Origin of the sequence: Rothia sp. LK2492, assembly GCF_040946345.1 — a bacterium.
Classification (GTDB): Bacteria; Actinomycetota; Actinomycetes; order Actinomycetales; family Micrococcaceae; genus Rothia; species Rothia endophytica.
Genome location: NZ_JAYWLX010000011.1, coordinates 21,755 through 33,747, shown reverse-complemented (window position 1 = coordinate 33,747; position 11,993 = coordinate 21,755). Strand labels below are relative to the sequence as shown.

13 protein-coding genes are annotated in these 11,993 nt (G+C 50.4%); 10 read left to right on the top strand and 3 right to left on the bottom strand.

Annotated elements, in window-relative coordinates; translation table 11 throughout:
- Nucleotides 1–328: 328 nt before the first annotated feature.
- Nucleotides 329–1,888: a chromosomal replication initiator protein DnaA gene (gene dnaA, locus VVR27_RS10605; RefSeq protein ID WP_368548377.1), complete on the bottom strand. Its 1,560-nt coding sequence runs from the start codon at nucleotides 1,886–1,888 to the stop codon at nucleotides 329–331.
- Between the two features lie 519 nt (nucleotides 1,889–2,407).
- Between dnaA and rpmH the strand changes: the two genes are divergently transcribed.
- The 10 genes from rpmH to VVR27_RS10555 all read left to right on the top strand — a co-directional run bounded on the left by rpmH (nucleotide 2,408) and on the right by VVR27_RS10555 (nucleotide 10,190).
- On the top strand, nucleotides 2,408–2,545 hold the full coding sequence (gene rpmH / locus VVR27_RS10600) for a 50S ribosomal protein L34 (RefSeq protein ID WP_237203772.1): 138 nt from the start codon (nucleotides 2,408–2,410) through the stop codon (nucleotides 2,543–2,545).
- A gap of 92 nt (nucleotides 2,546–2,637) precedes the next feature.
- Nucleotides 2,638–3,045 (top strand): ribonuclease P protein component, encoded by a 408-nt coding sequence (gene rnpA, locus VVR27_RS10595; RefSeq protein ID WP_368548335.1) that lies wholly within the window; start codon nucleotides 2,638–2,640, stop codon nucleotides 3,043–3,045.
- Between the two features lie 6 nt (nucleotides 3,046–3,051).
- A complete protein-coding gene (gene yidD / locus VVR27_RS10590) occupies nucleotides 3,052–3,441 on the top strand; it encodes a membrane protein insertion efficiency factor YidD (RefSeq protein WP_368548334.1) in 390 nt (129 codons plus the stop codon).
- Between the two features lie 53 nt (nucleotides 3,442–3,494).
- Nucleotides 3,495–4,466: a membrane protein insertase YidC gene (yidC, locus tag VVR27_RS10585; RefSeq protein ID WP_346872031.1), complete on the top strand. Its 972-nt coding sequence runs from the start codon at nucleotides 3,495–3,497 to the stop codon at nucleotides 4,464–4,466.
- A gap of 21 nt (nucleotides 4,467–4,487) precedes the next feature.
- Nucleotides 4,488–5,027, top strand: coding sequence for a R3H domain-containing nucleic acid-binding protein (locus VVR27_RS10580; RefSeq protein WP_346872032.1), 540 nt, complete (start codon nucleotides 4,488–4,490; stop codon nucleotides 5,025–5,027).
- An 11-nt stretch (nucleotides 5,028–5,038) separates the two neighbouring features.
- Nucleotides 5,039–5,680: a 16S rRNA (guanine(527)-N(7))-methyltransferase RsmG gene (rsmG, locus tag VVR27_RS10575; protein WP_368548333.1), complete on the top strand. Its 642-nt coding sequence runs from the start codon at nucleotides 5,039–5,041 to the stop codon at nucleotides 5,678–5,680.
- Between the two features lie 297 nt (nucleotides 5,681–5,977).
- Nucleotides 5,978–6,955: a ParA family protein gene (locus tag VVR27_RS10570; protein ID WP_368548332.1), complete on the top strand. Its 978-nt coding sequence runs from the start codon at nucleotides 5,978–5,980 to the stop codon at nucleotides 6,953–6,955.
- A 238-nt stretch (nucleotides 6,956–7,193) separates the two neighbouring features.
- A complete protein-coding gene (locus VVR27_RS10565) occupies nucleotides 7,194–8,288 on the top strand; it encodes a ParB/RepB/Spo0J family partition protein (protein WP_368548331.1) in 1,095 nt (364 codons plus the stop codon).
- A gap of 987 nt (nucleotides 8,289–9,275) precedes the next feature.
- Complete coding sequence (locus VVR27_RS10560; protein ID WP_368548330.1) at nucleotides 9,276–9,722, top strand: ASCH domain-containing protein; 447 nt, start codon at nucleotides 9,276–9,278, stop codon at nucleotides 9,720–9,722.
- A gap of 81 nt (nucleotides 9,723–9,803) precedes the next feature.
- Nucleotides 9,804–10,190, top strand: coding sequence for an SdpI family protein (locus VVR27_RS10555; protein ID WP_368548329.1), 387 nt, complete (start codon nucleotides 9,804–9,806; stop codon nucleotides 10,188–10,190).
- A 175-nt stretch (nucleotides 10,191–10,365) separates the two neighbouring features.
- On the opposite strand, the gene trxA is transcribed toward VVR27_RS10555, so the two are convergent.
- Together trxA and trxB are read right to left on the bottom strand one after the other, a co-directional pair.
- Nucleotides 10,366–10,686: a thioredoxin gene (gene trxA, locus VVR27_RS10550; protein WP_346872037.1), complete on the bottom strand. Its 321-nt coding sequence runs from the start codon at nucleotides 10,684–10,686 to the stop codon at nucleotides 10,366–10,368.
- Between the two features lie 36 nt (nucleotides 10,687–10,722).
- Nucleotides 10,723–11,751 (bottom strand): thioredoxin-disulfide reductase, encoded by a 1,029-nt coding sequence (gene trxB, locus VVR27_RS10545; protein ID WP_368548328.1) that lies wholly within the window; start codon nucleotides 11,749–11,751, stop codon nucleotides 10,723–10,725.
- Between the last annotated feature and the right edge of the window lie 242 nt (nucleotides 11,752–11,993).

The window sequence follows — 11,993 nt, the reverse complement described above, 5'->3', positions numbered from 1 at the left end:
GCCAACCCTTAGGCGAAGGATCCGTGTAATTACAAAAAGTAGTGCACCGAGCGGGATGAGGAAGAGATAAATTTGTTATTTGATTTTTTCTTTAAGGATTAATAGTGTTAATAACCCCTGTGAAATCTGTGGAAAACAGGCTGTAGGCCCCGAAAATCAAGGAAGTGCTTGTGCAAGCGTTGTGGAATAAACGGGGTACCAGTGTGAATGAATAGTGGATGGATATTTATGCATTAAGTGAAGTGCACAGGATATGAATATCTATTCACTTAACGTCCACAGTAAACCGAGCCACGTACACCGAGTTATCCACAGGCCTATTTCTGGGCTACTTACTGTCTCTTGACCCTTGCTTAATGCGGTTAGTTAGCTCTGTGACTTGGTTAAACGTTGATCGACGTTCAGCCATGAGGTCGTGAATCTTTCGGTAGGCGTACATAACAGTGGTATGGTCACGCCCCCCTAATTCCTGGCCAATGCGAGGTAGAGACATCTCGGTTAGCTCACGCAGGAGGTACATAGCAATCTGACGAGCATTCACCAGTGTGCGACTGCGTGACTTTGACTGTAGCTCTTCTACCGAAACCTCAAAATACTCAGCGGTCGCCGATAAAATCTGGGAAGCCGTAATCTCTTGGGTGCCGTTATCTAATAACAGGTCTTTAAGCACCTGCTCCGCCAGCTGCATGTCAACGGGCTGGCTCTGCAAAGAAGCCCAAGCCGTCACACGAATGAGGGCACCCTCCAGCTCACGAATGTTGGTAGAGATATGGGAAGCAATATATTCCATCACATCATCAGGAACGTTGAGCCCATCGTTCTGAGCCTTCTTGCTCAAAATAGCAATTCGAGTTTCGAGTTCAGGTGGCTGGACATCAGTAATCAGACCCCACTCGAAGCGTGATCTCATGCGCTCTGCAAAACCGGTCAGCTGCTTAGGGGGCAAATCTGAGGTGATGACCACCTGTTTTTGGTGGTTGTGCAGCGCATTGAACGTATGGAAAAACTCTTCCTGTGTGCTGTCCTTGCCCGCCAGGAACTGGATGTCATCAATCAAAAGCATGTCTACATTGCGGTAGATCTGCTTAAAGGAGGTGTCGTTCTTATTCAAAATCGAGTTGATGAAATCGTTGGTAAACTCCTCAGAGTTCACGTAGCGAACGCGCAGGCCGGGGTAGAGGCTCTTGGCATAGTGACCAATAGCGTGCAGCAAGTGAGTCTTTCCTAGCCCTGAGCCACCATAGATAAAGAGCGGGTTGTACGCGGACGCCGGGGTTTCCGAGACCGCAAAAGCGGCTGCATGAGCAAAACGGTTGGACTGACCAATAACAAAGCTATCGAACGTATATTTAGGGTTTAGCCTGGCGGTAGAGTCCCAGGTAGTGGTCTCTGCGGCGTCCGCTGGAACCACCGCATCAAAGGAGTCCTCGCGATCTTTAGCTTCTTCCCTTACATCGTGGGCTATTTCCTCGCTAAAGGAAGGGTTTGCTGGCACACGTTCCGCTTCGATGGATGCCTGAGAAGCTCGATGATTTTCTGCTAAAGAAGGCGCCTCAGCAACTTGCTGAGGCTGAACTTTTTCTACGGAAGGGGTCTGCAGATAAGATGGAGCTTCGTTAACTGGTGCCGGAGCGGGTTGCTGCACGGCAGTGTTATTCAAGCTGGCGTCAATGATGAAAGCTTCGTTGACTGCCGGACCGAAAGTAGAAGTGATGGCTTCCCTCAGCGACTCTTTGAGAGCGTGCTGAAAAGTATCACGCGTTAGCTCATTAGGTACCGCAATCAGCAGGACATTTCCCATAAAAGCGTGAGGCTGCGCAAGCCCAATGTGGGCACGGTAGCGCTGAGCAACCCCCGTATCGGCGCGCAATAGAGTCACCAGATGCATCCACTTCTTCTGCAACTCCGGATCCAGATAGTCGCTCAATACAGCTCCTCCGCCAAATATTATTAAAAATTTCCCTTGCCTACTGGCAACTATTCACTATTCTCACACAGGTTTATCCACAGGGTGGAAAACTTGTGATTATGTGAGGGGAATACCTGTTCACAGTATGTGATTAAAGGGCGTATCGCTAGCCTAGAGCAGGAAAAGGTGTAACTTACAACTTTTTTGGAGTGCTTGTGGATAACCCTGATATGGGATGTGAGGTTGGGAGACTATCCACAGGTGTGGGTAAACTCTCTCAATAGGCTGTGATTAAAGACCTAGCCTGAGTGGGCTTGACCTTATATCACCAACTCTTCTAGAGTTGGTTAGTCAAAGTGTGATAGAACTATGCCCAAACTCGGGTGCTAGGTTCTCGAATTCAACCGGGATTTATCTATTGCACTCGCAAGAAGCGTCAACCTGTTCGAAGAACTGTTGAAAGGTTGGCCCCCGTACCAACCGTTGTGGAGTAACCAAATGAGCAAGCGGACTTTCCAGCCGAATAACCGCCGTCGCGCCAAGAAGCACGGCTTCCGTCTTCGTATGCGCACCCGTGCAGGCCGCGCAATTCTTTCGAACCGTCGTTCAAAGAACCGCGCAAGCCTCTCAGCATAAGGCTTTCATCCTCAATCGGCCGTGCGCCTCACCAGCAGGCCCGCGTGAAAACGCAGCCCGCCGAGCCAAGACCGAACCGAAAGGGGATATGCGTGCTGGCACAGCAGCACCGGATGCGAGCGAAAGCTCAATTCTCAAAAACTACACGTTCCGGCGCCCGTTCAGGGCGTCGGAACTTAGTTCTATATACGGTCAAAACACCCGGTGAAACAACCAGCATCGGTTTCATCGTCTCAAAATCAGTAGGTAACGCCGTTACCCGCAATAAAACTAAACGCCGCCTGAGAGAACTCATCGCACCCTTTGTGTCTGAGCACCCGAACGGCTATTCACTGGTGATAAGGGCGCTCCCGGCGGCGGCTCACGCGGACTACCTTCAGCTCTCCAGTGATCTTGACAGCGCACTTGCCAGCGTCCTTAAAAAGTTGGACGCCGCCCCGGTAGCAGCACAAAGCTCTGAAGCTACCGCCACCTCAACTACTCAGGGAGAGGAGCGCTGACACCGTATGCCTACACCGACAGATACACCGCAGGATGCTGACCACCTGCTGGAGAACGCTCCCCACGAATTTGTTGTACCCACCTCAGCTTTTCACGCCGTCATCAGCCTTCCTCAAAATCTGCTGATTGCGTTCATCAAGATGTACCGCACTATCGTCTCGCCGCTCTACGGCAACGTGTGCAGGTATTACCCCAGCTGTTCAGCCTACGGGCTTGAAGCAGTTACTCTCCACGGCGCCCTGCGCGGTCTATCACTGACTGTAGGCAGAATTCTGCGCTGCCACCCCTGGGCTACCGGCGGACTAGACCCGGTGCCCGCAGGCAAACGGACTTTCGCCCCCGGGGCAGAACCCAAAATTATTCTTCTAAACCACCCGCACCAGCACACCCACTAAAACGCTGGAGCATCCACCACAACCGGCTCATATCACCGAGTCAGGGAGAGAACATGGATATTATTCTCTGGCCCTTTAAATGGATCGTTTCAGCGATTCTCTGGGCATTTCACGAACTTTTCACCGTAATCGGCATGGACGCCGCATCAGGTGCGACCTGGATTCTCGCTATCATCGGTCTGACCATCGTGATGCGTACCCTCACCATTCCGCTCTTCGTCAAACAGATTAAATCGATGCGCGGTATGCAAGAACTTCAGCCCGAAATGGCGAAATTGCAGGCCAAATACAAGGGTAAAACTGACCAGCTCTCCCGCCAGGCTATGGCTCAAGAGCAGATGGAACTCTACCGCAAGACCGGCTCTAACCCGCTGGCGTCCTGCCTGCCCATCATTGTGCAGATGCCCATTTTCTTTGGCCTTTTTCAGGTGCTGAACGGCGTCCCCAACGCAGCAGCTAACAATGAAGGCATTCTGGTTCTTGGCAACGACAAGGTAGAACAGTTCAACGACGCCTCCATCTTTGGCGCACCCCTCTTCTCCACCATGCTGCGTCCGGGCGACGGCAACCACTTCGCCACCATCTTGATTGCAGCCATCATGGTAGTGCTGATGAGTGCCACCCAGTTCTATATCACCAAACAGCTCTCAGCTAAGAACATGTCGGACGCCGCCAAGCAGTCCCCCATGTACCGCCAGCAGCAGATCATGCTCTACGTGCTGCCACTGGTCTTCGCGATCTCCGGTATCAACTTCCCCCTCGGCGTGCTCGTCTACTGGACCGTCTCCAACTTCTGGTCGCTGGGCCAGCAGTTCTGGGTTATCCGCAACAACCCCACCCCCGGCTCACAGGCAGAGCGTGAGCTCAACGAGCGCCGCGCCGAAAAGGGTCTTCCCCCCGTAGGTAAGACCAAAGAAGAACAAGAGCAGGAAATCGAAGCCGCCCGTGAACGAGCAGCCCGCGGACAGCGCCAGCAGCCTATGGGTAAAAAACGCCAAAAGCAGCAGAACAAAAAGAAAAACTAGCGGCAGGTTCAAGGAAATATCATGACTGAAGCAACGGAAACCCCGGTAGACGGCGAAGAAACCTTCGAAGAAGCAGAATACGGTGGGGAGGGGCAGGTAGACGAGGGTGATATCGCCGCTGACTACCTCGAAGAACTCCTTGATATCGCTGATATTGACGGTGATATTGACATCGAAGTGCGTAACGGCCGCACCTACCTCTCGGTCGTTACCGAAGACGGTAATAACGATGACATCCAAGCCCTAGTAGGCGAAAACGGTGAAGTATTGGACGCCCTTCAAGAGCTGGTGCGCCTCTCGGTGCTGGCTGCTACAGGTAACCGTACCCGCCTCATCCTTGATATCGCAGACTACCGCGCAGAACGCCAGCAGGCATTGGTCAATCTGGCCGAAGCAGCTATTGATGAAGCTAAAGAAACCGGCGAAGATGTGCACCTCGAACCACTCGGGCCCTACGAGCGCAAGCTGGTTCACGATATTGTGGCTGCTCACGGCTTGATTTCTGAATCAGAGGGCTCAGGGCCTAACCGCCACATCGTCATTGCTGCCTCGGAGGCGTAACCGTGAGCGATATGAGCATAGAACTCCCCGTTCTCTCTGGTGATGCCCTAGAGGCGGCGCAGAAGGTCTTTGGTGACCATCTGCCGGTCGCGCAGCGCTACGTGCAGCACCTGGCTACCAGTGGCATTGAGCGGGGGCTTATTGGCCCCCGAGAAGTTCCCCGCCTGTGGGAACGCCACGTTCTCAATTGCGCTGTTGTGCAGGAACTCATTGAGCAGGGTGCAACAGTGGCGGATGTAGGTTCCGGTGCGGGCCTTCCGGGGCTTTGCCTGGCCATTGCTCGCCCCGATTTGTCCCTCACTCTGATTGAGCCGCTGGAGCGCCGCGTCATCTGGCTTACTGAGGTAGTTGAGGATTTGGGGCTCGAGAACGTAGATATTATGCGCTCGCGTGCTGAACAGGCCGTAGGGTACGTCGAAGCAGACTATGTCACTGCTCGCGCCGTATCGGCTCTGGTAGGGTTGTTGGATATCACCTTGCCGATCCTTCGTGGTACCGGTCAGCTGCTCGCTCTCAAGGGGCGGACGGCTACCGAGGAAATCACTAAGGCAAAAAAGAAGCTCAATAAATACGGCGCTAGGAAGACTGAAATCCTGCTCGCTGGTGAGAATCTATTGGAAGAACCCACCACGGTTGTCCGTGTGACCCTCTAGCTTCTCTTGACGAAAGCCCGGTACCTCGATGGAGGTGCCGGGCTTTTGCGTGTTATCCAGCTTTTAAATTGACTAAGAGCATCTGCTCATCTGGTTGCTCTGGAACTGTAATTACGTGAGGAGCCCTTCTGTTCTGAAGCTTGGCTCTTCGATATGTTTCATGTGAAACATCAAAAGACAAACAGATTCAAGTGATTAATAGCCTATCAATGCGACCGACGCTAACTGCAGGTACCCTAATAGCAGGAGATGCAATCATCAATTCACGAGGGGGCAGCAATGCCGACACATTCCAATATGCCAGCGAATATACCTGACTTTGGCTTACCACCCGAACCCGCTGCTGCCAGCAAGCCTGATCGAGGTTCTCATGTTTCACGTGAAACGCGCGAAAAGCTGGAGAGGGCAAGCTCATCTGTGCAGAAGGGCGATAGAAGCAAACAGCAATTTGAAGCTCTATCTCAGGAGACACTGAATAGGCCTCGGAACACCCGAGTTTTTGCTATTTCTAATCAGAAAGGCGGAGTGGGAAAGACTTCGACTGCAGTTAATCTTGCCGCAGCGCTTGCCACAAAGGGCATGAACGTCCTTGTTGTTGATAATGACCCTCAGGGCAACGCTTCAACTGCTCTCGGGATTGAACACGGTGTTGAAGTCCCTTCGACTTACGATGCCCTCATCGATGAAAAGCCCCTTATTGAAATCATCAAACCCTGCCCTGATATTGAAAATCTATGGTGCGTACCGGCAAATATAGATTTAGCCGGAGCTGAGATTGAACTGGTATCACTGGTAGCTCGTGAAAATCGACTCAAAAATGCCCTATCTGATTACGCGGCCGCACGTGAAGCTAACGGGGAAGCGCGTCTAGACTATATCTTTATTGACTGCCCACCCAGCTTGGGGTTGCTAACTATTAACGCTTTTGTGGCAGCTCAAGAAGTCCTCATCCCTATTCAATGCGAGTACTACGCTCTAGAAGGTCTGAGCCAACTTCTCAAGAATATTTCCATGATTCAAAAGCATCTCAACGCTGATCTTCACGTCAGCACCATTGTGCTAACGATGTATGATGGCCGCACCAACCTCTCGTCTCAGGTAGCTGAAGAGGTGAGGGAGCATTTCCCCAAGGAGGTGCTGGACGCTGTTATCCCCCGCTCAGTCCGCGTCTCAGAGGCTCCTAGTTACCAGCAAACAGTTATGAGTTATGATCCGCAATCTACCGGTGCAATCGCCTATCTTAAGGCTGCAATAGAGATAGCACACCGTATATAAACTTTTATCAACTGTTTATAGTTTTTCTACACTACCGGCTCCCATTCTATAGACATGGGGAGCCGGTTGTTTACTTAAGGGAACCTTGAGATAGAGACGGTGCAGTAAACGCTAAGCGTCTTTAAACTATCTAAGGATTTATTTGGCTTTCCCCATCGCCCGGCTTCTATGGAAACCCTATGCAGCGGATACTCCACTACACTTAGAAGCAAAGTTTCTAGCATTTTGGAGGTTGCCCGTGGCAGAGAAGAAGCGTGGACTTGGCAGGGGGCTAGGTGCCTTGATTCCCGAGAGCAAACCAGTAACTGAGCGTCAAGAGCCAGTGGAGGAACACCCTGGCCATCAAAACCGGCAGGACAATAATAGTGCACACGGTTTGGACGTTTCACGTGAAACATCCAAGAAAAAACGTGCAGATATGGGCGTTGCTTTGCGTTCTTCGAGTTCAATTCGTAGACCCGCGGACTTTTTCTTTGGTGACGAAACAGCAAATACTGCTTCTGGGTTGGTGCAGGTGCCCGGCGCTAGCTTTGCGAAGCTAGATGTCTCAGATATCCACCCTAACCGCAAACAGCCCCGAACCGACTTTGACGAGCACGATATGCAAGAACTCGTACACTCCATTACGGAGATAGGTGTCCTTCAGCCTATTGTTGTTCGCCCCAGCCGTGAAAAAGGTGAGCAGGCCTACGAACTGATTATGGGTGAGCGTCGATGGCGAGCTACCCAACAAGCAGGTCTAACAACCATTCCAGCTATCATTCGCGATACTCAGGATCAGGACCTGTTGCGTGATGCACTGTTGGAGAACCTACACCGCTCCCAGCTAAACCCTATTGAAGAAGCCGCCGCCTATCAGCAGCTACTTGACGAATTCGGAACGACGCAAGAGCAACTGGCACAGCGTATCGGGCGATCGCGGCCGCAGATTTCTAATACTATTCGTCTCCTCAAGCTGCCTGCTCTGGTGCAACGCAGGGTGGCTGCAGGCACGCTATCTTCAGGTCATGCACGCGCTTTGCTTAGCCTGCGAAAAGCAAGCGATATTGAAACCCTGGCGCAAAAGATAGTGAATGAAGGTTTGTCTGTACGAGCGGTGGAGGAACTTGTTGCTCAAGAAAGCGGTAAAGAAGCGAAGAAAGACCGCAAGAAGCCTGCTCCGCAGAGCCACTCTGAACGTTTGGACTCGATAGCTGATTTACTGGCTGACCGACTCGATACTACGGTGAAGATTAATCTGGGTGCCCGCAAGGGAAAAATGACTATCGAGTTTGCATCGGTGGATGACTTGAACCGAATCGTTGATGTGATGATCCCTCAGCGTAAAAAATAGAATCCATGTACTTTAAATCGCCCCGCTCAGTGAGTGGGACGATTTTTAGTTTAAGACCACACTTAACAGGGGCTAGTGACCTAAATTCAGGTTTTTGAGGATGAGAAACGCTCAGAATGCCTTGTGCGGGCATGCAGTGAGGCTGGGTATCTATTGACCTTAGGCTCCTGATGAAACTCCCTTAGAAAGCTATCTGTGGGCTCAAATTTAGCGATCAAACCCCTTAAAATCTCCCTTTCATTCACAACGCTCTCAAATTCTCACCTAGCGTTCTAAGGCCTTGACGATAGTAGAGGGAAGAGGCATAACAGTGCTGACATGAATCGGTGCATGGATGACTCAGGCTAAGAAAAAGAGAGTGGCTTCTTGGCGCCTCGTCTCATCAGAAAATTATTTAATGAGTAATTCTTAATCTTATTTAGCTTATCTTTATCTATATATATTGATGCAGCTAATTAAAATAACATACGCAATAATTTATTTTAAGGTCTTATGCTCTTTTAGTGATGCCATTGCCTCACCTATGTGCGGATTGGTATGCTTTGGAAAGCAGGGTCAAAATGGAAATTCTAATTTTTCTTGCGATTATTTTGTTGCCGCTTACCCCCTTATTTTTAGCTATCTTCTGGGTTCAACACAGAGCACCTAAGGGCAAGAGGGGAATGGCACTAAAAATAGAATCGAGACTGCGGGTGAGGTGCTTGCGCCACCTATTACACTCTACGGCTCTGCCGCATCAGGTACTGTCTCTCGCGTTAATAAACCACACTTCAATTCTAATGATGCAGCTTCTCTTAAATATGATCCCGGCAGCTTCCCTTATAATAATCGTTGAATGCGTGTTTCACGTGAAACATCAGAAAGTTCTCATGCTGAAAGGGTTGTATTACAGATAAGATTCAAGCCTTTACTAAGTTTTCAGCTATTTTTCTATCGTCAAAAAATGTATTTATGTGTTTACTCTGAAAGGGCGACATGGAACCGCATGTGCAAAACTACTGGAAGAGATTTCTAGGAGCCTCCGGGCTGTCATTAACTACAGACTGTTATGGCGCTTTTTCTTTTGGTTCAAACCCGATCCAGGCTGCTCACCTGCTGAGTTTGATTCTTGCCGGAGACAAGACTGCAACCTCCTCTGCTGTGATTGAATATGAAGCTACTAAAACACCAATGCCAGAGCGGGGTTCTTTATCCATTGTTCTTGATGGACATGGCCAACCTGGCTGCATCATTGAAACTCACGCCGTTCAAAAGCTGCCCTTTAGTGAAATGAATTTTGCTCTCTGCTCCAAGGAAGGTGAAGATGACAACCTCAAGTCCTGGCAAACCAAACAATTAAAATTCTTTAAAGAAATAGCTCAAGATTTTGGGCAGGAATTTACGGATCAATCAGAAATAATATTTGAAGAATTCAGAGTTATATATAGCTCTTAGGCGGGCGTTTCCATCGCACTTGGTTATTGTTAGAAAATTCAGAAAATATCTAGAGAGAAAACCTGATAAGGATATGGATACATGAATCTTGTAGATACCCTGCCCATCATGGGTGGATTATTTATCGTTTCGTTGACCATGATGGGGTTGAAATTGCCCATGAAAACAGGTCAGCTTTCCAGAAACTCACTGATCGGCATCAAGACAAAGTACACCCTTGCCAGTGATCAGGCATGGAGAAAGGGGCATGAAGCGGCTGCGCCATTGGTTTCCTTGGCTGCTTGGTTAGGGTTTTTCTTGCTCTTTTGTGCAGTGATTCTGTGTTTAGTTCAGCAATTCACTGCAGCTTTTGCTCTGACTGCCCTAGGGTACATCGCCACAATCTCACTCTTGCTGTGGTCAGCTAGGGTAGCTAATACGGTTGCCAGGAACATTTCGCCTAAAGAAGCGTTGAGCGGCGAGGAGTAAGGCAGGGGTACATCGCAGAAAAACGATGTTTCACGTGAAACTCTGCAGAGAAGGGTAGCTTGCTACCACCGTGCTTGTTCACGGTATGCTATTTACGAATAAACCTTGCGGTCTCAATCGGCAGAGAGGCGCCCCGGCTGAGCCGGGGCGCCTCTCTTGTATTGCAAATACTATTTTATTTAAGGAACTCTGCAAATTCCTGTTCCAAAGCGGCCTTAGGCTTAGCGCCAACGGTCTGCTTAGCTACCTCACCGTCCTTGAAAACATAAATTGCCGGGATGGAAGTGATGCCATACTTCATGGCGGTTGCAGGGTTGTTCTCAACGTCCAGCTTGAGTACCTTGACCTTGTCGCCGTACTCCTCGCCAATTTGATCAACGATGGGGCCAACCATGCGGCAGGGGCCGCACCACTCTGCCCAGAAATCAACGATAACCGGCTTATCAGAGCGTAGAACCTCATCTGAGAAGGTTGCATCTGTTACTTGCTGTGCCATGGGGCGATCCTTTCTAAAGGGAAACTGAGGGAAGATTTAGAGAGACTCTAGGTAATGCTGAGCATCGATTGCTGCAACACAACCTGAACCGGCTGCGGTAATAGCCTGGCGGTAAATGGGGTCAATAACGTCTCCAGCAGCGAAGACACCATCGATAGAGGTGCGGGAAGAACGGCCTTGGACTGCGATAGTTCCGGCATCACTTAGCTCCAGCTGGTCCTTGACCAGGTCGGTGCGGGGGTCAGAGCCAATAGCAACAAAGACACCTTCTACTTCTAGCTGGGTTTCCGTCCCGGTCTTGACGTTGGTCAGGGTAAGGCTGGAAACCTTGTCCTCACCGTTAATGGTTTTAACTTCGGAGTCCAGGATGATTTCAATTTTTTCGTGGGTCAGTGCACGCTTCTGCATGATGTCTGAAGCACGGAAAGTGTCGCGGCGGTGTACTAGGTAAACTTTGGAAGCAAAAGAAGTGAGGAAGAGTGCTTCTTCAAAAGCTGAGTCTCCACCGCCGATAACAGCCAATGCTTTTTCTTTAAAGAAGAAGCCGTCACAGGTTGCACACCATGACACACCGTGGCCTGAGAGACGCTGCTCCCCGTCGACACCCAGCTTGCGGTATTCAGAGCCAGTAGACATAATGACCGTCTTAGCGAGGAACACTGAACCATCGGTCAGTATGACCTTTTTTACCGGTCCCTCGAGCTCAACCGAGGCGACGTCCTCGTAGCGGATATCGGCACCGAATCGTTCTGCCTGAGCCCCTATATTAGTCATGAGCTCAGGGCCCTGGATTCCCTCAATGAAGCCGGGAAAGTTTTCAACCTCGGTCGTAGTCATAAGATCGCCACCGGGTGAAATGGAAGAGGCGAAAAGAAGAGGGGAAAGGTTAGCGCGGGCTGTGTAAATAGCTGCTGTGTAGCCGGCAGGGCCTGAGCCTACAATGATGACATTGTGTACAGTGCCGTCGCCGTTAGGCTCTGATGCGGGTTCGCTGGCTGCGGTGGTGCCAAGGTTAAGGCTGTTTGCTGCGCCGCTAAAAATGCTGCCGAGTGCATTCTCGCTCATATGTTCTCCTGAGAAATTCACTTTTCTTCGTTGCTTTCTACTGCAACGGAGCTCTACTCCTCATTATTCCCTACACCGGGCATCTATATCAGTGAGCGGAAACTCTGCTGCAGTCTTAACACCTCGATATGCCCGCAAGTGATGATAAAGATCGATCCTTATATATTTCTTTGGACGAACCGGGGGCGGGCTACCCGCAGGTAACCCGCCCCCGGTGGGAGGTTCTTAGTTGCTGTAAACAA

Excerpts from the sequence above, each read along its gene's own strand:
- rsmG (WP_368548333.1), top strand. The coding sequence starts at position 5,039 with ATGAGCATAGAACTCCCCGTTCTCTCTGGTGATGCCCTAGAGGCGGCG.
- rpmH (WP_237203772.1), top strand. The coding sequence starts at position 2,408 with ATGAGCAAGCGGACTTTCCAGCCGAATAACCGCCGTCGCGCCAAGAAG.
- trxB (WP_368548328.1), bottom strand. The coding sequence starts at position 11,751 with ATGAGCGAGAATGCACTCGGCAGCATTTTTAGCGGCGCAGCAAACAGC.
- yidD (WP_368548334.1), top strand. The coding sequence starts at position 3,052 with ATGCCTACACCGACAGATACACCGCAGGATGCTGACCACCTGCTGGAG.
- trxA (WP_346872037.1), bottom strand. The coding sequence starts at position 10,686 with ATGGCACAGCAAGTAACAGATGCAACCTTCTCAGATGAGGTTCTACGC.
- VVR27_RS10570 (WP_368548332.1), top strand. The coding sequence starts at position 5,978 with ATGCCAGCGAATATACCTGACTTTGGCTTACCACCCGAACCCGCTGCT.
- VVR27_RS10555 (WP_368548329.1), top strand. The coding sequence starts at position 9,804 with ATGAATCTTGTAGATACCCTGCCCATCATGGGTGGATTATTTATCGTT.
- yidC (WP_346872031.1), top strand. The coding sequence starts at position 3,495 with ATGGATATTATTCTCTGGCCCTTTAAATGGATCGTTTCAGCGATTCTC.
- dnaA (WP_368548377.1), bottom strand. The coding sequence starts at position 1,888 with ATGCATCTGGTGACTCTATTGCGCGCCGATACGGGGGTTGCTCAGCGC.
- VVR27_RS10580 (WP_346872032.1), top strand. The coding sequence starts at position 4,488 with ATGACTGAAGCAACGGAAACCCCGGTAGACGGCGAAGAAACCTTCGAA.